The sequence below is a fragment of the Butyrivibrio sp. AE2032 genome (genome assembly GCF_000702965.1).
In genome coordinates, this window is the sequence record NZ_JNLF01000005.1 from 1,763,564 (window position 1) to 1,784,693 (window position 21,130).

Annotated in this window: 12 protein-coding genes and 1 pseudogene; all 13 read left to right on the forward strand. The window is 48.4% G+C overall.

Going from position 1 to position 21,130, the window contains the following annotated elements; genetic code table 11:
• The first annotated feature begins 33 nt into the window (after positions 1-33).
• Positions 34-1,011, forward strand: a complete 978-nt coding sequence (locus BO18_RS25415) for a hypothetical protein (RefSeq protein WP_034450480.1) — start codon at positions 34-36, stop codon at positions 1,009-1,011.
• Positions 986-2,056: a hypothetical protein gene (locus tag BO18_RS25420; RefSeq protein ID WP_034450482.1), complete on the forward strand. Its 1,071-nt coding sequence runs from the start codon at positions 986-988 to the stop codon at positions 2,054-2,056. The genes BO18_RS25415 and BO18_RS25420 overlap by 26 nt, the downstream gene beginning before the upstream one ends.
• A gap of 52 nt (positions 2,057-2,108) precedes the next feature.
• Entirely contained in the window at positions 2,109-2,690 is a 582-nt protein-coding gene (locus BO18_RS25425) for a DUF6434 domain-containing protein (protein WP_034450484.1), read from the forward strand.
• 94 nt (positions 2,691-2,784) lie between these two features.
• Positions 2,785-4,779 (forward strand): leucine-rich repeat protein, encoded by a 1,995-nt coding sequence (locus tag BO18_RS33535; protein ID WP_081861247.1) that lies wholly within the window; start codon positions 2,785-2,787, stop codon positions 4,777-4,779.
• A gap of 308 nt (positions 4,780-5,087) precedes the next feature.
• The gene (locus BO18_RS25435) at positions 5,088-7,565 is read left to right on the forward strand and encodes a leucine-rich repeat protein (RefSeq protein ID WP_034450486.1); all 2,478 of its coding nucleotides are present in this window, start codon (positions 5,088-5,090) and stop codon (positions 7,563-7,565) included.
• A 313-nt stretch (positions 7,566-7,878) separates the two neighbouring features.
• Positions 7,879-9,114 carry a hypothetical protein gene (locus tag BO18_RS25440; protein ID WP_051689152.1) on the forward strand — a complete coding sequence of 412 codons (1,236 nt, stop codon included), beginning with the start codon at positions 7,879-7,881 and terminating at the stop codon, positions 9,112-9,114.
• Between the two features lie 168 nt (positions 9,115-9,282).
• The gene (locus BO18_RS36175; protein WP_051689153.1) at positions 9,283-10,437 is read left to right on the forward strand and encodes an N-acetylmuramoyl-L-alanine amidase family protein; all 1,155 of its coding nucleotides are present in this window, start codon (positions 9,283-9,285) and stop codon (positions 10,435-10,437) included.
• Between the two features lie 97 nt (positions 10,438-10,534).
• Entirely contained in the window at positions 10,535-11,881 is a 1,347-nt protein-coding gene (locus tag BO18_RS33540) for an N-acetylmuramoyl-L-alanine amidase family protein (RefSeq protein ID WP_051689154.1), read from the forward strand.
• A 170-nt stretch (positions 11,882-12,051) separates the two neighbouring features.
• A complete protein-coding gene (locus BO18_RS25455) occupies positions 12,052-13,656 on the forward strand; it encodes an O-antigen ligase family protein (RefSeq protein ID WP_034450489.1) in 1,605 nt (534 codons plus the stop codon).
• Positions 13,657-14,404: 748 nt separating this feature from the next.
• A pseudogene (locus BO18_RS36650) lies at positions 14,405-14,704 on the forward strand (leucine-rich repeat domain-containing protein); the annotation flags it as partial.
• A gap of 123 nt (positions 14,705-14,827) precedes the next feature.
• Positions 14,828-15,397 (forward strand): hypothetical protein, encoded by a 570-nt coding sequence (locus tag BO18_RS36655; protein ID WP_255351001.1) that lies wholly within the window; start codon positions 14,828-14,830, stop codon positions 15,395-15,397.
• Positions 15,398-15,628: 231 nt separating this feature from the next.
• Positions 15,629-17,557, forward strand: coding sequence for a leucine-rich repeat protein (locus BO18_RS36185; protein ID WP_034450491.1), 1,929 nt, complete (start codon positions 15,629-15,631; stop codon positions 17,555-17,557).
• Between the two features lie 288 nt (positions 17,558-17,845).
• On the forward strand, positions 17,846-20,845 hold the full coding sequence (locus BO18_RS33550; protein ID WP_051689156.1) for a BspA family leucine-rich repeat surface protein: 3,000 nt from the start codon (positions 17,846-17,848) through the stop codon (positions 20,843-20,845).
• Positions 20,846-21,130: the final 285 nt, after the last annotated feature.

A 21,130-nucleotide genomic window follows, 5' to 3' on the forward strand; every position in this document is an offset into this window, starting at 1 on the left:
GAAGTTGTCGATTTGAATAGAGAAGGATGAAAAATGAAGGTTATTTTCAAAAGTTATATCTGCGACAGCGAACAGAAATGGATATCGGAATATATTTCCGGCAAAAGTATCAATTACGATAAGTACAAAGATCCCGATGTCGAATCAAGCAAGAACTACCCCTTCTACGAAGAGCTGACGGTATTTCTCAATGCGCGCGAAGAAAAGGTCGGAGGGCTTAACGGAAGATATGTTTACCATTTCAACCGGACGGATCCATATGGCATTGAAGTCCGTGAAATGAAGACATCCGGGGATGTGACAGGACCGGTCTTTTATCTGAAATCCGATCAGCTCGGTTTCTCGGCGCCGTGCGAAGAGAGGAAATATCCTTACGACCGTTATATCCGTTTGGCAGAAGGCGAAGAGGATGCATTGAAAAAGGTTGCCGAATGGATATACAGGACGCGCGAGCTCGGCGGATCCTTCCTGTGGCCCATGGAACCGGACGGCAAAGGCGGATGGAAGGAAAATCCTGCAATAAATTCCAACCGCGGAGGTTCTGATCCTTTTGACGAAAAAGGAGTGTACAAAGGCGGAGGGTACGATAAGTACTGGATCGAGGACAGGGCGGACCTGACGCTTTTCGAGATAAAGCGTGTACTGGACTATATTTCCGGACACGGTGCGGACGGTATCCTTTGGAACTGCTGTCTGCCGGAGTCAAATCTCATGAAGTGGCTGAAGCATTTCGGGAGCTTTGAAAAATATACGGAATTCTTCTGTTTCGTGCCGTTTTTGTGCGACGGAGACGATCCGGTGCCGGCAAACATAGTTTTCAGCGGCAGTGTTGGAAAGTTGCCTGTTAATTGCGAACGTGATATCGGTAACAGGGAAGAAAATTCCATCTTCAAGCTGAATAAAAAAGAACTTGAGCGAATGTTTGATAATATTAGCAGTATTGTCATCAACAGATCATTAATAATGAGAAAAGTCATTAGGGAATATGAAAAGAAAAACAGTCAGGAATAAAAACGCACTGCTCGCATCCTTTGCCGCCATCCTGGCAGGTGTGATGCTGACATCCTGCAGCGGTGCCGGCACAGATACGGAACAGACAACGGAATCTGAAACGGAGCAGGAAACAACGGAGACCACCACTGAAGTTACCACGACGGTCACCGGGAGCGAGACGGTCAGGGCAACGCCCGTCCCCACGGAACCCGCGGTCACGGAAACACAGGAAACTTCTGAAACATCCGGATCGTCGGAGGAGACCTCCTTTACGTTAAACATCGACTATCACGACATCGGGAAAGAATATACATTGAATGAGGAACACGGGTCGGCAGTGACGCTTGAAGGCAGAGTGCTGATCGTATCGATCTTTGCGAGCGACAGTTACTCGAGCTGGGATTTCTCCAAAAGCAAAGACATAAATACGAGGAAGATTGCCAAGGATAAGATGGGAGTCGCAACCGAATTCCTGACTGAGCAGGCCGATCACTACGGCAAAGAGGTAATATTCATCTACGATTGGGATGAGAATGAGGATCTGTACTATACGGCAGGGTTTGATCACGACATCTCAAATCTGGAGCCAGGCTGGTATGCGCTCCAGGATAACTGGATAAACGACAATGTCAACACTTTGGATCTTTTAAAGAAATACAGGGCCGACAACCTGTTATTCATGTTCTATTTCAACACCGGTTACGAGTGCGAGTCACACTCGTGCGCGATAGAACATAAGATGGGCGATTACATAATCAACGAGTATGTAAACATCAACATGAGGCACAACGGCTATGAAATGACTACCGCGAGCTTCGCGCACGAGATAATCCACACTTTCGGCGCGCCGGATCTGTATTACGCAAGCGAATGGATCCCGCAGGAATATGTGGATGAATTAATGGCCACGAATTCTAACGACATCATGTACACGGTGTCCACGTCCTATGAGATCGTCAACGACTTCACGGATCTGGACGCGTATTACGTCGGCATAGCCGAGAGACCGGAGATCGTGGATGAATGGTCGCTTTCCCTGAGCGAACACGATCTGAGTTATTGATATACAAGTAAGTATTTGCAATTCCTTGCGCATATTATCCGAGGATCAGTTTATGAATGAGAGACCGGTTTTAGACAAGAGCCTTGACGGCGAAACATTCCGAAAATGGTACTGGCTCAAAGAGGAACTGGTGCTGTTCTGCAGGGAGAACGGACTTCCCGCATCAGGCGGCAAGAACGAGCTTGCGGAAAGGATCGCACACTTTCTCGATACCGGTGAGGTAAAGCCGGCTGCTTCAAAGCAGGGAAGGAAGGCCTCTTCCGGTCCTGAGGTCATTACTTTGGACAGCCTGATAGAACCCGGATTTGTGTGCTCTGAGAAGCACCGCGCTTTCTTTAAGGAGCAGATAGGGAGCTCGTTTTCTTTCAATGTTGCCTTCCAGAAATGGCTCAAGAGCAATGCCGGCAGGACATATGCCGAAGCGGTCGCGGCGTATCACGCAATCAAGGCTGAAGCAGGGTCAGGGAAAAAGATTATTGACCGCCAGTTCGAATACAACACATACATCAGGGATTTCTTTGCAAGCAACAGCGGCCGTTCGCTCGACGATGCCATCAGATGCTGGAAATACAAAAAGAGCCTGCCCGGCCATAACCGTTACGAAGACAGCGATCTGGCTGCCCTGGACGAATAAGGCAGAAATTATTACAAATATTAAAAACTTCTGACAAGTGCCGCGTCTCCATGTTAAAATCAACAATCATACATAAAAAGGGGGATTTTGATCAATGCGCACACGTTGGAAATTTATGGGCGCGGTCCTGACAGTTGTGATGATCCTTACATCACTCTCCATGACCGTTTTCGCCGACAATCCGATAGAAACCGGCTCAGTCCAGGGACAGTTCTCCTGGGAACTGTATATGGACGGTACAATGCGTGTTACCGCCTACACCAATCACATTAACCTGGCTGATATCTCGGACGGTAACGTAAAGAGAGCTGTTGACCGCATCGAATTCGATATATCGCAGCCGGCTTCCAATCCGTCAACAAAATACATCCGTATCGAAGGCCGCGGTGTCCGGGCAAAGGAGCTTGAATATATCGGCGGAGAAAGCCGTTATTACGAGTCTGTATCGATATACATGCTGCAAAACCTTAAGACAATTGATTTTCCCGAAGGAGCCCAGATCCAGAGTCTCGTCATCACGGGTGCGGCTTTCGACAACATCGATTTTCTGGATGATCTTAATGTTGAGCGCATCTGGCTGAAGGACTGTGATTATCTTCTGAATGTTTCCGTTCCTGCCAAGATCAAGAATTCGGTAATAGACGAATGTTCATGTCTCGAAGCTGCAACCATCCTTTCCAAGGACACACAATTCTTCTTCCCTAATTGCGAAAGCCTCGGATCAGTCTCGATCCCTGCCGGCGTTACAAAGATTGCTTATCAGGCCTTTGAGGGATGTGACAGCCTTATTGAAGTAAAGCTTCCCACATCGGTAAGAGAGATCGGCACATTCGCTTTCTATGATTCGGGATTGGAAAAGATCAACATCCCTGACGGCGTTTCGAAGATCGAGTACGGTACGTTCATGAAGGCCGACCTGAGGAAAGTGAAGCTTCCGTCTTCCGTCAAGGAGATAGGACCCTGCTCATTCATGAACAACACCCGTATGACTTCGATAAACATCCCTTCGGGAGTTACAGCGATCCAATATGCGACCTTCTCGGGATGCGCAAGCCTCAGAGCCATCGAAATACCTGACACTGTCACGGTCATCGGCGGACGTTCATTTAACGGTACCGGACTGACTGAAGTGACGATCCCTTCAAGCGTTACAAGGATCAACAGGGCCGCATTCAATTACAATGTGGACCTTACTGACGTTCATATGCCTGCAAGCGTGAAAACGATGGGCATCGCCGCTTTCGAGGCATGCTACAGGCTGTCCGATTTCTATTTCGAGGGATCGCAGGAGCAGTTTGAGAGCATAACGATCCTGGACAAGGACGGTAAAGTGTCTGACGAGAATATCTACGATGCCTGCTTTACATATTCAGGTTCGCTCTATGATGACGGGATCAATTTCCATTTCATAGGCGATCAGGGCTGGAAGGAGACCGAAGAAGGCTGGCGTTATTACGATGAAAACGAGAAGCCTGTAACCGGCTGGCTCCAGATCGGCGAATACTGGTTCTTCTTTAACGAAGACGGCATCATGCAGACAGGCTGGGTCAAGAACAGCGGAAAATGGTATTTCTTCGGCCCGAACGGCGCAATGAAGACCGGCTGGGTAAAGGACGGCGGCAAGTGGTATTACTTCAAGTCCAACGGCGAAATGGCAACAGGCTGGATCTCTGACGGCGGCAAGTGGTATTACCTCAAGCCCAGCGGCGAGATGGCTACAGGCTGGATCCAGGATGGCGGCAAGTGGTATTACCTTGATTCAACCGGCGCGATGACCGTAGGCTGGGTAAAGGACGGCGGCATCTGGTACTACCTCAAGTCAAACGGCGAGATGGCAACGGGATGGACTGTCGTCAGCGGCAAATGGTACTACTTCAAGTCAAACGGCGAGATGGTTACAGGCTGGTTAAAGGACGGCAGCAAGTGGTATTACCTGGATTCCAACGGTGCCATGCATACCGGCTGGCTCGAGATAGACGGCAATTGGTATTACCTTGATACTTCCTCCGGCGTCATGGTCACCGGCACTAAGACGATCGGCGCCAAGACCTATGAGTTCGGTTCCAACGGTGTCTGCAAGAATCCGTAAGACTGATATCCGGCCGGATCCCTGACGGAGTTTCTGAAGGGACGGGGGAGATCTAAAAACTTATCAACAGAGGGCTGTCTGCTGAAACGCAGGCAGTCCTTAATTTTTGTTCGGCCTCGGAGGAAAAGACAAATATCGTTTTTTGAGTTTTTTCCCCAATAACGATACTTTGGCTTCAAAGCGTACTTCCCGTAAATTAATAAGCCTTTCCCGGCAAAATGTAAAATTACAAATGTTAAAAACCTCTGATATATTTGCGGTTTCCGTGATACAATCAGTGATTATATATTTAGTATGGGGGTACTATTATGCGTACGCGTTGGAAGATGCTGAGTTCTCTTTTGGCCGCCGTCATGATCATCACGTCATTATCGTGCATTATTTCCGCTGATTCTGAGGTGCTGGCCAGTGGTGAGAACACCTATTACAGCTGGGAATACAACTCTCACGATGAGCTGTGGGTCTACAGTAAACCGCATGTGGCATATATAGACATGGGATATATTGACCAGAATATTTTGGACACGGCACCCTGCGTCGTCTTCTATACCGGAGATACGGTCAGCCCCACTTCCTGTTTTTATTTTAACGGCGCTTACTGCAATGCGGCCGAGGTCTATGTAAAGACTTATAACAATTGCAGCTATAACCAGATCACGATAATGAATTTCCCCAATGTTTCTTCGGGAAGCAATGTCGGGTTTGTTAACTGCGAGCATATCAGCGAACTGACATTCGAGAACATGAACTTCAGTTCGATAGATTTCGTAAAGAGTTCAGTCGCCAGCACCATCAATTTCAAGAAGTGCAACGGTCTTACAGAAGTTACCGTTCCGTATACCTATAAGACCGTGACTTTCCAGTCATGCGGTGGATTGACGAAAGCAACGCTTGAAGACGGATTAAAGACGGTCGATCAGTTTATGTTTTCCGGCTGTAAGGCTCTTACGAGTGTTTCCATTCCGGATTCCGTCACTACAATTCAGTATGGCGCTTTCCAGAACTGCAGAGACCTTAAGTCGGTTCAGGTGCCTTCCAGCGTCTTTTATATCGGACCCAGAGCTTTCACAAATACCGGTCTGACTTCTTTTAAGATCCCCGGCGGTATATCCGAGATCGAGTACCAGACTTTCGCAGGATGCAGCAACCTCAAGAAGGTAACGATCCCCTCTTCACTCAGATATATCGGATTTAACGCTTTCAGCGGCTCCGGAATTACGTCGGTAACGGTTCCGGACGGTGTCACCAAGATCGAGTATGCAGCATTCTCCGGCTGCCCGAATCTTGTAACGGCCACTCTGCCCGACTCTCTTCAGTACCTCGGCGTCAGTGCGTTCAAGGACTCCGGAGTTAAGTCGGTCAACATTCCGACCGGTCTTACAAGGATCGAATATCAGACATTCCAGGGCTGCAGAGATCTTACTTCCATCACCATCCCCGATAACATCAAGGCGATCGGAAGCCGCGCTTTCGGCAATTCCGGCATTACCTCGATCGACATTCCTTCAAGCGTCGTAAGGATCGAATACAACGCTTTTGAGTACTGCAAGAGTCTTCAGTCTGTTGAAGTTCCCGAAAGTGTACAGGTTCTTGGCAAGTTCGCATTCATGGAGTCAGGTGTCGAGACGGCAAAGCTCCCTTCGAGTGTCACAAAGGTATCTTACGGTCTCTTTATGAACTGTAAATCACTTAAGTCGGTAGAACTTCCCGATACGGTCTCCTGCATTGACGGATGCGCATTCCTTAACTGCGGACTTACTTCGATAGATCTTCCTTACGGACTGAGCGTGATCGAGTATGCGGCATTCTCCGGATGCAAGGATCTCAAGTCGATCGAGTTCCCGGGATATGTGAAATTCATCGAAGCACGCGCTTTCCAGGGCACGGGTCTGACATCAGTCTCCATCCCCGAAGGTGTTACTAAGATCAATCTCGGAACATTCAATAAGTGCAAAGATCTCAAGACTGTATATTTAACTACAAATACAACGAGTATCTGGGAAGACGCATTCAGCAACTGCGATCTTGATGATGTTTATTATGACGGTTCAAGAAGCGGGTTCGAAAACATTAAAGTCGTCTCAACGGACTCCCACAGAGATCCTCTCCTTTCCATCTACGGCGTTTTCGGTGATTCCTATGAACTTCATTTCGGTATTGCGCCCAAGACGGGATGGGAATTGGTCGACGGCATCTGGCGTTATTTCGAAGATGACGTGATGGTCAGCTACACATGGAAAGAGATCGGCGGCAAATGGTATTACTTTGACGAGATCGGTGCCATGGCTGAAGAATGGACACAGATTGGCGGCAAGTGGTATTACTTCAAGCCCGGCAACGGTGCAATGCAGACCGGGTGGCTTGAAGACGGCGGCAAGTGGTATTATCTCGATCCCACATCCGGCGCCATGAAGACGGGCTGGGTTCAGGTAGCAGGCAAGTGGTACTTCTTCAAGTCCAACGGCCAGATGGTTACAGGCTGGCAGCAGATCACGGGCAAGTGGTATTTCTTTGAATCCAGTGGCGCAATGAAGACCGGCTGGCTCGAAGAAGGCGGCAAGTGGTATTACCTCAAGCCTTCCGGCGAGATGGCCACAGGCTGGCAGCAGGCAGGCGGCAAGTGGTACTACTTTGAGTCAAACGGCACCATGAAGACCGGGTGGCTTAAGATCGGCAACAAGTGGTATTACCTTGATCCTTCCTCCGGCGCAATGGTCACCGGCACGAGGACGATAGGCGGCAAGACCTACACCTTCGATTCGAATGGCGTCTGCCAGAATCCTTAAGCTCGCGGCGGAATAATTGATTGCTTCATACGGGGGCTGTCTCGAAAACGGGACAGCCTCTATATTTATGCCGATACGAAAAACACGGCTGAAACCACGGCAGTAGCCGTTGTTTTAGCCGAGGTTATAAAATGTTTTTGAGACAGTCCGTTTTTGTGATCGACAGACATGGTTTTCGGGCTCGAAAATGGGCAGATTGCACCAATTGTAAACGGAATATTAATAAATGTTCCCAAATTGTGAATTAAATGTTAACAAAAACAATATGGCGTGTTAACATAATGTTAACAAATGTTCCAAAAGGGGGATCCATATGAAAGGAAGCAAGATTAAGGCAGCAGGTGTTGCACTCGTGGCAACAGCGATGCTGGTTGGCGGACAGGTTTCGGCTGCACACGTACCGGGTGGCACAATGGATCCGGGCAAAGCAACGGAGATCTTTTACGATCAGATGGCTCACATCTCTCTGAGTGCGAGCAACAACGATTACGATCTTTATAAATTCATTCCCAAAGCTACCGGAAACTACACCATCTGGTTAGGTGATCTGGACAGCGGTGATGAGCCGTATATCGGGATCATTGACGAGAACTATGATGCTATCGGAGAGTTTAAATGGGCCAGCGACGGGATTTCATCGTGCAGCTATGATCTGGTAAAAGGCGAGACATATTATATCTGTGCATGGACCGAGCATCAGGATTCCGCGAGCGACTATACATTGTCGATCATCTACTACAAGGGCTCGGGCAATCCGTATGAAGGCTGGCGCAAGATGGAAGGCGACTGGTATTACGTTACCGGAGACAACAAGTATGCGACCGGCTGGATGAAGATCGGCAGCGACTGGTATCTGTTCAGCAAAGACGGCGTGATGCAGACAGGCTGGAAGTCTTCCAGCGGATCCTGGTATTACCTGGGTACTGACGGTATCATGAAGACCGGCTGGCAGAAGATCAGCAACAAGTACTATTACCTCGGTACCGACGGCGTCATGACAACAGGCTGGAAGAACATCGGCGGAAAGACATATTACTTCAATACTGACGGCGTAATGAAGACAGGCTGGCAGAAGAGCGGCAGTTCATGGTATTACCTGAGCGGTTCCGGCGCTATGCTCACGGGCTGGCAGACGATCGGCGGAAAGACATATTATTTCAAACCCGACGGCGCCATGGCCAACGGGTGGACCAGCATCGGCGACAAGTGGTATTACTTTGACGGCGACGGTTTCGTTACCACGGGATGGAAGAGCATCAGCGGCAAATGGTACCACTTCAACGGCAGCGGCATAATGGAGACCGGCTGGGTACAGTCAGGCAGCACATGGTATTACTTCAATACTGACGGCAGCATGGTCACGGGATGGAAATCCGTCGGCGGAACATGGTATTACTTTGAGTCATCCGGCGCGATGAAGACCGGTTGGAAGTTCACCGGCGGCGCCTGGTATTATTTCGAAAGGTCCGGCGCAATGGTGACCGGAAAGAAAGTCATCGGCGGTGTCGAGTACGATTTCGGTACTGACGGCAGGATGAAAGAAAACTGACATAAGACTGATAAGCGGAAGCACTCGTGTAAGAGAATGGGACGCATCTGATGCATTGGCTGAAGGTGCGTCCTTTTCTGTTTGCCGCCAAATGCCCGAAAATGCGGATTGTTATTAACCCACCGACAATATATCCTTTATATATCACCTTCCAAAGGAGGAAAGCCTATGCGTACCTGCAGAAGAATTCTTGTTTCAATGATGACGGTCGTGATGATCGTTGCAGCGTTCCCGATGATCGTCGCAGCGGTTACGAAGAGCGGTTGGTTTTTGAGCCAGAAAGGCTGGAGTTATTACGACTGTGAAGGGAAAAAAGTAACCGGCTGGAATTCAATAGAATATGAAGGTTATTATTTCGATGAAGAAGGCATAATGGTCACGGGCTGGAAAGAGTTCGAAGAAAGAAAAAGCGTTGATATCAGATTCCACACTGACGGAAGAATCGAACGATATAGCATGCCGCAGCGCGGGGGATGGTATTATTTCGGAAGCAACGGAAAAGCAAGAAGCGGATGGGAGAAGATCGGTGGCAAGTGGTACTGCTTCAGGGAATGGGGCAATATGTACGGCGGAGTCTATTCTGTTAACGGTGTGACACATTACGGCGAATTAACCCATGTAACGGAGATAGAAGAAACCGGAGAACACACCTCCAGGATCTCGATAAGCAAGGAAACTTATTTCTTCGATGACCACGGCGTCATGAAGACAGGATGGGTCGCGCCCGCTGATTATTATCAGGGATATGGCGGTAAATGGGCGTATTTCAACAGCCACGGTGCCATGCTGAGCGGCTGGCAGCAGATCGGCGGAAGATGGTATTTCCTCGAGCAGCAGTCTGACGGCTGGTGCGTTACGCTTATCGGTTGGAACGAGATCAACGGCAAGTGGTACTACTTCAACAAAGGCGGTGACATGGCGACTGGTTGGAAGCAGATCAGCGGCAAATGGTATTACCTGGGCAGCAACGGCAAGATGGTAACGGGCTGGCAGGAGATAGACGGCAAGTGGTACTTCTTCGAAAAATCCGGCGTGATGGCCAAGGGCTGGAAGCAGTATGGCGGCAAGTGGTATTACCTGATGCCGTCCGGAGAGATGGCAACCGGCTGTGTTCAGATCAGCGGCAAGTGGAATGAGTTCGGCAATACCGGCGTATGGCTCGGAGTCGTAAACAGTTACCATGCCGACAATACGACCGTCTATGTATCGAACGAGGGAGTCTATCATTTCGCATGCGACTGCAGTGGAATGACAAGATATACCGCCATGACCCTGGCGGATGCAAGATCCAGGGGCTATACACCCTGCAGCGTCTGTTCGTAATGATGCGCCTGTGTTTTCGGAGCATTATGAGACTTAACAGGGCAGAGATAACAGCAAACAGCTGAAACTGTTTGACTTTATACAGGAGACTTAAGGAATGAACATATTCAAAAAAGCGATCACGCTTGCATTGGCTGCTGCTACGGCGGCCGGCATCTGGGCAAGTCCGGTACTGACAAAGGATGTAAGCGCATTTACCGAGTATTCAGGCATCGACATTATCGATGAATTCCTGAACGATTCGAGGTGGGCTGACGGCATCACCTGGAACAGCTCGAACACGCCGAAGCTCTCGTCGGGCGGTGCGACCGGATGCTGCGCATACTGCTGTGACTACACCAAGTATTGCTACGGAAAGAATTATCCTGACAGCGGCGAGTCTTTCACAAATATCGACGAGATAAGGGCAGGCGACGTCATCACGGTCGGCAATAAGAGCACAGGCTCGATCGGGCACTGGTTCGTCGTTTACAAGAGAGTCGGCGACGACCTCTATGTCGCGGAAGGAAACTGCGAAAATAAGGTAAGGATCGGCTGGTATTACACGATCATCCATGACGAGAACAGATTCGACGGCGACAGAAAGACAAGGAACTTCCTTAAGGGTTACCACTATCTGCCTGCGATCACGGGCTGGATAAAAGAGGACGACACATGGCTCTACTACGATTACAACGGCCAGAAGACGACTGGCTGGAAGCAGATCGGCGGGCAGAGGTTCTATTTCGATGAGACCACGGGCGCCATGCTCACGGGCTGGCAGGAAATTGAGGGCAGATGGTATTACTTAGACAAGGATAACGGCAGCATGGCTACCAGCTGGAAGCAGATTGGAGGCAAGTGGTACTTCTTCACGCCTTCGACCGGCGTTATGTTAACGGGGTGGAAAAAACTCGGAAACACCTGGTATTACTTCGACAAGTCGAACGGTGACATGGCTTCGGGCTGGAAGAAGATCGGGAGCAGCTGGTACTATTTCGACAAGGCCAAAGGAGACCTGGCATTGGGCTGGAAGCAGATCGGCGGCAGCTGGTATTTCTTTGATAAGACGAACGGCGACATGGCTACCGGCTGGAAACAGATAGGCGGCAAGTGGTATTACTTCGACAAGACCAACGGCAATATGGCTGCCGGCTGGAAGCAGATTAACGGCAAGTGGTACTTCTTTGACAAGACCAACGGTGACATGGCTACCGGCTGGAAGGGCATCGGCGGAAAGTGGTATTACTTCGACAAGACGAACGGCGACATGGCCACAGGCTGGAAGGGCCTCGGCGGAAAATGGTATTTCCTCGACAGGACCAACGGCGACATGCTGACCGGCTGGCAGACGATCGACGGCAAGAAATATTTCTTCGACAATACCGGCGCGATGGTTACGGGTTCCCAGGTCATCGACGGCCAGGAGTACGACTTCACTGATGAGGGTCCGCTTATCAGCTGATGTTGATTTGAGTTTTGGTTTCAAGGGCGCATCCGAGCGGGTGCGCCTTTTCATTAACCGCCTCTCCCAAAAGTGCCGCCCTCTTTTTATGCTATAATTCCCCTATGGTTTTATCAGGTAAGTTCTCGAAAATCGGCCCGGTCACGCCGCTCCAGGTATTGGTGGCGGTGATGCCTTTTATCACGGGCATCTTTTATGAATGGCAGGCTGCTCTCGCGATAGCCGCACTTCTTGTTATCCTGATAGCAAAGACCGTTAAGGAAAAGAAGATCTGCTTCGAGACGGGTTTCCCGCTGATCTTTACGGCGTGCCTTACGGCAGGACACATACTGACTGCTTTCTGGGCGGTCGATAAGGGCATGGTCTGGCTCGGAGTTGTTAAGTTCCTGCCGCTCCTGCTCTTTGTTTTCGCCGCTTCGAAGGAAGATGACAACTTAAGATTCGTTCCTCTGGCGGGCGTCGTCATGACGGTGGTCTCGGTCGCGCTGAGCCCGATCGATGCGCTGAAAGGACACGTCATCGTAAGCGGAAGGATCGGAGGATTTTTCGAATACCCGAACGCGTTTGCAATGTTCCTGCTCATATGTCTGATCCTGGTGCTCTTCAAGGAAAAGATCAGGATCGTCGATTGGGTTTTCGCAGCCGTTTATCTGGCAGGCATCGCTTTGAGCGGCAGCCGTACGGTTATCGTGCTCACGGCACTTACGGCGATAGTCTTCATTGCATGGGTCAATGACAAAAAGATCAAGATCATCGCAGCAGCGGCTTTCGTACTGGCCGCGGCCGCAGCTGGCATATACCTGTTCAACAAGCTGTCGTCACTTACCAACGGCAGTACTTTCTACGGAAGATTTCTTTACTTCATCGATGCCATGCCGGTGATCTTAAAGCACCCGTTCGGCCTCGGTTACTATGGTTACTACTACACGCAGGGGTCGTTCCAGACGGGCGTGTACAGCGTCATCCACATCCATAACGACCTTTTGCAGATCCTTCTGGACGTCGGCTGGATCCCCGCAGCCGCAGGCTGCGTCATGATGGTCAAGGCGTTCATGAAGGCGGAGTTCCAGTACAAGGTGATAATGCTGATGACGGTGCTCCACCTGCTGTTCGACTTCGACATGCAGTTCGTATCGATGTCGGTGATCCTCCTTGCTGTTGTCATCAGGTCCTCGAACTCGAAAACAAAGACGCTCAAGCTTTCCTACAAGACGTCGCTCGCATCGCTGGCCGCCGTATCGGTCGTGCTCGCCGGCGTGTCAGTATATTTCGGACTTGCTTCGTTCTTCAATTACCTCAACAGGTTCGATACGGCGGCAAAGATCTATCCGGCCTACACCGAAGCTCAGAAGATGAATCTCGTCAACGCGCAGACCGATGAGGAGATGGATGCTGTTGCCGGCTCGATCCTGAAGCATAATCCAAATTACCCGCTTGCCAACAACGCGAAAGCAAGGCTCGCATTTTCATCGGGCGACATCCTTTCCATGATGGACTACAAGGAAAAGGCGATCAGCTACGACAAGTACTCTCTGCAGGAATACCTTGATTATCTCGACATGCTGACTTATGCGATCTCGATGTATGTCCAGATCGAAGACTATGACAGTGCCGAATACTGCATCAGCAGGTGCCTTTCCATCAGGAACGACTTAAAGCGCGTCGAGGCGGGAACTTCCGAACTCGGGCGCATGATCGACGACAAGCCGGAACTCGAGCTCCCGGCCGAATATGCCGATTACATTGACATGCTGCAGAGCATGATGGGTACCTGATAAACATACAAACTCCGCTTAAAATGTTGGAAACTTCTGCACTCTGCAAACCGCACAGAGTGTCAAATTTCTGATACAATTTAGGAACCAATTGAATTTTAAGGGAGGCAGTTCTATGCGTAAATCAGGAAAACTCATAGGCGCGTTGATGGCGGTTATCTTGGTGATAACATCATTCTCATCGATGGTTGCCGCAGCGCCGGGTATTGTGACAGAAGGGGATTATGAATCCGCTTATCATTATGTCTTGGATATCAACGGCAAATTGACACTAACCTGTCATAACATGTACTTTTCTCTTGAGGGTATTGCTGAAACATACCGGGATCAGATAAAGACGATAGTTTGCGAATTACCGCAAGATATAAATTTTTTGGAAATCTCGGGATTGAATTGTCCTGCGGAATCGATCACCCTTACAGGATGTGAGAACGATCACATTAATTATATTTATATTGAGAACCTTCCTTCTTTAAAAAGTATAAATCTGCCGGAAGATGCAACTGTCGAGACCATTGATCTTTGTTCTCTCGCTATCAGTTCATTGGATTTCATGAAATTAGCAGAGGTTGAGTTTTTGCATATAACTGACTGCCCGAATCTGAAGGATATCCATATTCCTTCTCCGATCGAACTGGCAACATTCAACTGCTGTCCGAATCTCGAAAAGCTGACAGCTAATGATACTTTGAAAGGCATCAGATTTTTCGAGGTGCCGAGCACGGTCGAACTGCATCTTCCTTCATACATGATAGAGCTTGTCTGGTACGGTTATGACGGAAAGACACTCAATATTCCGAACTATGATAAAGTCTGCCTGAACAGTCCCGATCTTGAGACTGTAACCTTTGACGAAGGAAGGACAAAGATAGGCGGCGGCATGTTCATGAATTGCACGGCACTTAAGGAGATCGATATCCCTGAAACGGTCACAAAGATCCAGTACAGCGCATTCATGGGCTGCGAGAGCCTGAAGGAAGTCTCGATTCCGGCAAATGTAAAAACGATTACCGTAGATGCTTTTAAGGGATGCAGTTCGCTTACTGACGTCTATTTCGGCGGTACGGAAAAACAGTGGGCAAACATAGAAGTTCCGGCTCATGATCCCGAAGAGGATCATAACGTTTACTCGATCGCTGATGTTTTCGGCGACAACGTAACGATCCATTTCATGATCGAACCGGGATGGAACAAGGAAGGCGACAAGTGGTTCTACTTTGATGAAGATGGCGAAGCCGTTGTATCCGACTGGGTCAAGGACGGCGGCAGATGGTATTACCTTGATGAAAACGGCGTGATGGTTACCGGCTGGAAGAAGATCGAAGGCAAGTGGTATTACTTCGACACGACATCCGGCGCCATGAAGACAGGCTGGGTTCAGGATGGCGGCTCCTGGTATTATCTTAAGTCCAACGGCGAGATGGCCACAGGCTGGATCCAGGATGGCGGCAAGTGGTACTATCTTAAGTCCAACGGCGTCATGTATACCGGCTGGCTCAAAGACGGCGGCTCCTGGTATTACCTTAAGTCCAACGGCGAGATGGCCACAGGCTGGATCCAGGATGGCGGCAAATGGTACTATCTCAGGTCGAACGGCACGATGTATACAGGCTGGCTCAAGGACGGCGGAAAGTGGTATTACCTGTATCCTTCAACCGGTGCGATGGCATGCTCCACGAGCGTTGAGATCGACGGAAAGGTATATAACTTCAACGCGAGCGGCGTCTGCACAAATCCGTAAACTTCATCCGGACATCGTTTGTAAATAACTGAATCAATAAAGAGCTGTCGCTGCAATGTGCAGGGCAGCTCTTTTGCATGCTGTGAAGATAAAGCGGTGAAGGGGGCGGAGATGTATCCCGTTTTCGCCCGAAAATGCCGATATTTGTAATATTTCAGGCGGTTTTTTCGACCCCATAATAATCAAAACCATGATACAATTTAAGGACTATTTTATCAGGGAGGTAGGTTTATGAGAACTTTCAAAAGACTTCTCGGTTCTGTCCTGGCAGTCATCCTGGTCCTTACGACGTTTTCCTCGATGGCCCTGGCGGACAGTGACCTGGAAGATTCGGGTAGTAAGGCAGGTTATGACTATGAGTTCTACTCGGACGGCAGACTGTACATTAATTGCACAGACAGCAGTATGGTAGATCTTAGGCTGCTCAGCCCGGAAGTCCTTTACGGAGCTTCTGAAGTAATAATCGATGTTTCTGATGCGGTACAGCAGTATGGGGTCACGAGATTTACTTTTTATGGAGACACCACGTACCTGTTGGCAGGAAATGCAAGGATAGTCGGGCGCAGTTATTATTACATTCAGAAATTATATTTCATTGATTTCAAGAATATGGATAATCCGACTTTCACTTCGGGCATGCATGTCAATGAACTCTGGTTCAAGAACGTCGGATTATCAAATGTTGATTTTCTGGAAGATCTTAACGTTAACCGTCTCCTGTTCAGGGATTGCGACAGTCTGACAAAGGCTTCAATGCCCAACGGCCTCGAAAATGTTGTTTTCCAGGAATGCGACGGCCTTAAGACTGTAAGTATCGGCACGGGCAACACAAAGGCGTTCTTCCCGGAATGCAAAAATCTCACGAGCGTAACTTATTCCAGTTACGGCAGCACGGTTACGGCGATCGAGTACAGCGCGTTTGAAAAAGACTACTCACTCAAGTCGATTACGGTTCCGTCAACGGTTCAGAGCATCGACAGGTTTGCATTCCTGTATTCAGGCTTGAAGAGCATATCGCTTCCTTCAGGCGTTACAACGATCGAGTACGGTGCATTCATGGGAACAGATATCTCGAATATCAATCTCCCTAATGCACTCAAGACCATTGGCGCATGTGCATTCCTTGGAACAGAACTTCACTCGGTCACTGTACCTTCCGGAGTTACTTCAATCGAGTATGCTACTTTCGCAAGATGCTATCAGCTTTCATCTGCGACCCTTCCTTCAACAATGACGAACATCGGTTCACGTGCTTTCCAGGAGACGGCGATCAAAGAGTTTACCATCCCCGAGAAGGTAACGCTCATCCGTGACAAGGTTTTCTATTACAGCTCACTCGAGACACTTTATATGTCTGCAGGCGTAACAAAGGTTGTTGACAGCGCTTTCGCTCACAGCAAACTCAAGGATGTTTATTTCGCAGGCACAAAGGCACAGTTCGAGAGCATCAAGGTTGTTGACAAGGACATGAATGCTTCTTCCAAGTCTTTGAAGGAAGTATTCTGCAACGCAACTATCCACTACGGCACAAAGTCCGGCTGGGTACAGGATTCCGGCAAGTGGTATTACTACAACGACTCCGGCGAAATGCAGAAGTCCAAGTGGATCGATGACGGCGGCAAGTGGTATTACGTCGGCGCAACAGGCGAGATGGCAACAGACTGGCAGAACATCGGCGGCAAGTGGTATTACCTGGATCCCTCATCCGGCGCTATGAAGACAGGCTGGCTCCAGATCGGAAACAAGTGGTATTACCTCGACAAGACATCGGGCGCAATGCTCACAGACTGGCAGAAGATCGACGGCAAGTGGTATTACTTTGACGCAACATCCGGTGCCATGAAGACCGGCTGGCTCAGGGACGGAAACAAGTGGTACTTCTTTAAGTCCAACGGCGAGATGGCAACAGGCTGGACCAAGGAAGGCGGCAAATGGTACCTCTTCGATTCATCCGGCGCGATGAAGACCGGTTGGGCACAGGACGGCGGCAAGTGGTATTACTTGGATCCCGATTCCGGTGCTATGAAGACCGGCTGGCTCCAGATCGGCAGCAAGTGGTATTACCTTGATCCTTCTTCAGGAGCTATGGTCACAGGATCTAAGACGATCGGCGGAAAGAACTATAACTTCGATTCCAACGGCGTTTGCACGAATCCGTAATTAACGGACGTTGCCGAAAAGAACAGCAATTCATGAGAGCCTCCTTCGGGAGGCTCTTATTATGGCCGGTTTTATCTCTGATGGCGGAAGCGTCATATAAATAACATGTGTTCAAATTATATAAATGCTATAATACTTCAAATAAATGTTTTAAGGAGTTGAATGAATGGGCATTACCGTAAAGTGTTTTATGCTTTTGGCAAAGTCCGGTACATCAACTCTCTATGAATGAAGATCCTTGTCAGACTCTATAAGCCTTTCAGGGATTATTTTTTTCGGGGGTCATTTATGAGCAGATCAGGACTACTTAAAAAGATTTTGCCGGTTGGTGTCAGCGCTTTTGTGGCATTGAGCGTTTTGCCGATGGGTATGTTTGCTGCGGATGTTATGGCTTTTGATGAGACCGGTGAAGGAGTCTGGGTCAACGATAACGTTATGATCATATCCGAAGGTTTTTCTGCTGATACGATCCGGAATTATACTGATAAAGAATCAATAGAGATGATATCATTTGATGGTGAAACAATACCGAAATTTCCGGAAGATTGTTCTGATTTATTTTCCGGATACTCTTCGGTGGAACATATTGATATTATTGTTTGTGATACATCCGGTGTTACGAATATGAGCGGTATGTTCGAAGGCTGTTCGTCATTAACCGATATTGGTGGACTCTGGGACTGGAACACACAAGCTGTAACGGATATGAGCAGCATGTTCGAAGGCTGTTCGTCATTAACCTCAATTGGAGTCGACGATTGGAAAACACAAGCTGTAACGGATATGAGCAGCATGTTCGAAGGCTGTTCGAAATTGAAATCAATTGGAGTCAACGGTTGGAACACACAAGCTGTAACGGATATGAGCAGCATGTTCGAAGGCTGTTCGTCATTAACCGATATTGGTGGACTCTGGGACTGGAACACACAAGCTGTAACGGATATGAGCAGCATGTTTGAAGGCTGTTCGTCATTAACCGGAATTGCTGGACTCTGGGACTGGAACACACAAGCTGTAACGGATATGAGCAGCATGTTTGAAGGCTGTTCGTCATTAACCTCAATTGGAGTCGACGATTGGAAAACACAAGCTGTAACGGATATGAGCAGCATGTTCGAAGGCTGCTCGTCATTAGGAGATTTAGCTCTCGACGATTGGAAAACACAAGCTGTAACGGATATGAGCAGCATGTTCGAAGGCTGTTCGTCGTTAGAAAGTATAGCTTTCGACGGTTGGAAAACACAAGCTGTAACGGATATGAGCAGCATGTTCGAAGGCTGTTCGTCATTAAGCTACATTGAAGTCGACGGTTGGGATACACAAGGTGTAACGGATATGAGCAGCATGTTCAAAGGCTGTTCGGAATTACAATCAATTAGAGTCAACGGTTGGGATACACAAGTTGTTACGGATATGAGTAACATGTTCTCCGGCTGTTCGTCATTAGGAGATTTAGATCTCGACGGTTGGGATACATCCAGCGTTACGGATATGAGTAACATGTTCTCAGACTGTTCGTCATTAAGCTACATTGATGTCGACGGTTGGGTTACAGAGAATGTAACGGACATGAGCCGCATGTTTAAAGATTGTTCGTTATTAACCTCAATTGTAGTCGACGGTTGGAATACAGAGAACGTTAAGGATATGAGCCGCTTGTTCTACAAATGTTCATCATTAACTTCAATTGGAGTCAGCAATTGGAAAACAGATATTGTAACGGATATGGCTGCTATGTTCTACGGTTGTAACCAACTACAGGCACTTGATGTCAGTGGTTGGGATATCTCAAACGTAACGGATATGCGGAGTATGTTCGGCAGCTGTTCGTCATTAATCTCAATTGGAGTCGATGGTTGGAATACAAATAGTGTTACAATTATGAACGGTATGTTCTACGGTTGTTCGTCATTAACCGAAATAGGAGTCGATGATTGGGATACCTCAAGTGTGAAGAATATGGGTTGGCTGTTCTGTGGCTGTTCGTCATTAAGCTACATTGGAGTCGAAGGTTGGGTTACAGAGAACGTTACGGATATGACCTGTATGTTTACAGGCTGTTCGTCTTTAAATACGCTTGATCTCACCGGTTTTGATGTATCCGGTGTAACTGCAGCTTCGAGCATGTTTTTGGGATGCAGTAATGCGACTGTATATGTATCAACATCCTGGAATATTAGTACAAACGGAGTTGATCAGGTTATTGTTGTTTCTCCGATGGATGTGCCTGCCTGTCTTGAGATAATAGGCACTCCTAATACATACAAAGGAGATTATGTCGTCGGGTCCGAAGTCATGTTCAGAGTTAAGGACGGATACCCTGTCGGCTCTGTTGTCTTTAACGGGAATGTTTGTGCGGCAGTTGACGGCGTATATACGATCACCATCTGTAATACAAACGAATTGACTGTTACTGATCCGGTTGTCACATCTCCTTTTTTCAGCGCTCACGGCATGGAGCTTAAGAGCGAGATCGGCGTGAGGTTCTGCGTAACGGTTCCTGAAGATTTTGACGGAACCGGTTGCTATATCGATTTCGCTGCAGCAGACGGAAGAACAGGCAGGTTCAGCTTCTCTGACGGTACGCGTATAGGCACTACCAATGAGTATTATTTTGTTTTCGGGATCAATGCGCTCGGACTTGCAGACGAGATCACGGCGACATTGCAGTATGGAGATGGTCTTACAATCACAGATACATATTCGGCAATGAAATACATCAAATACATAGAGGCAAACTATGGGAAATACAATAAGGGAGAAGAACTTCTCGCTCTTGTGGATGCGCTGCATGATTACGGATACTATCTGCAGAAATCCGGCTGGACAGACGGCGGAACTCACACAGACATTGCGGCTCCCGTAAAGAACCTCGACAACAACAGCATTGATTCTGCCATCGCAGCCCTCCAGGGTTATAGGATCTCCGTAACCGGTGATGAGAATCTCGACGGCAATGTAAAAGTGGCATTGACACTTAATGCCAGGACAGATATCAGGGTGTCTGTAAAGCCTGCAGACGGAGTAAGCATTACATCTGACGGTTATACGAAAAGAACGATCAACAGCGATATATATTATCAGTTCAGGATCTCCGACATCAGCGTTACGGAGCTCGGTGAGGCCAAGTTGTTCCATATCGAGACTACCGGCGGTGAAGTGGAAGTAACGGTATCGGCCATGTACTATGTGAAAGCCGCCCTGGCAAGCAGTGCGATCGATGAGAACGGCAAATATGCGCTGACGGCGTTCTATGATTATTGGCAGGCCGCACAGAACTATAAGTAAAGGAGCAGAAAGATGGAAAGATACGAAAAAGTGGATATGGAAGTCATAATGTTCGAATATGCGGATGTCATTACCAACAGTCCGGGTGTCGACACTCCTGACGTTGATGGAACAAATAACGGTTGATCAGGTCGAAAAACTATAAAAGATGAGGGCTGTCTCAGATGTGGTGATCCACGTGTGAGACAGCTTTTCTTAATGATATGCGTTGTGAACGGCAGCCCGGACTGGCAAGAGAGTTATATTCATTTTGACGGATAATGCCTGATTTCTTGGTGACTGATG

What these genes read in the sequence shown, in the direction of transcription:
- BO18_RS25425 (WP_034450484.1), top strand. Translation starts at nt 2,109, where the DNA reads ATGAATGAGAGACCGGTTTTAGACAAGAGCCTTGACGGCGAAACATTC.
- BO18_RS25455 (WP_034450489.1), top strand. Translation starts at nt 12,052, where the DNA reads ATGCCTTTTATCACGGGCATCTTTTATGAATGGCAGGCTGCTCTCGCG.
- BO18_RS25440 (WP_051689152.1), top strand. Translation starts at nt 7,879, where the DNA reads ATGAAAGGAAGCAAGATTAAGGCAGCAGGTGTTGCACTCGTGGCAACA.
- BO18_RS33550 (WP_051689156.1), top strand. Translation starts at nt 17,846, where the DNA reads ATGAGCAGATCAGGACTACTTAAAAAGATTTTGCCGGTTGGTGTCAGC.
- BO18_RS33540 (WP_051689154.1), top strand. Translation starts at nt 10,535, where the DNA reads ATGAACATATTCAAAAAAGCGATCACGCTTGCATTGGCTGCTGCTACG.
- BO18_RS25435 (WP_034450486.1), top strand. Translation starts at nt 5,088, where the DNA reads ATGCGTACGCGTTGGAAGATGCTGAGTTCTCTTTTGGCCGCCGTCATG.
- BO18_RS25420 (WP_034450482.1), top strand. Translation starts at nt 986, where the DNA reads ATGAAAAGAAAAACAGTCAGGAATAAAAACGCACTGCTCGCATCCTTT.
- BO18_RS25415 (WP_034450480.1), top strand. Translation starts at nt 34, where the DNA reads ATGAAGGTTATTTTCAAAAGTTATATCTGCGACAGCGAACAGAAATGG.
- BO18_RS33535 (WP_081861247.1), top strand. Translation starts at nt 2,785, where the DNA reads ATGCGCACACGTTGGAAATTTATGGGCGCGGTCCTGACAGTTGTGATG.
- BO18_RS36655 (WP_255351001.1), top strand. Translation starts at nt 14,828, where the DNA reads ATGATCGAACCGGGATGGAACAAGGAAGGCGACAAGTGGTTCTACTTT.
- BO18_RS36185 (WP_034450491.1), top strand. Translation starts at nt 15,629, where the DNA reads ATGAGAACTTTCAAAAGACTTCTCGGTTCTGTCCTGGCAGTCATCCTG.
- BO18_RS36175 (WP_051689153.1), top strand. Translation starts at nt 9,283, where the DNA reads ATGCGTACCTGCAGAAGAATTCTTGTTTCAATGATGACGGTCGTGATG.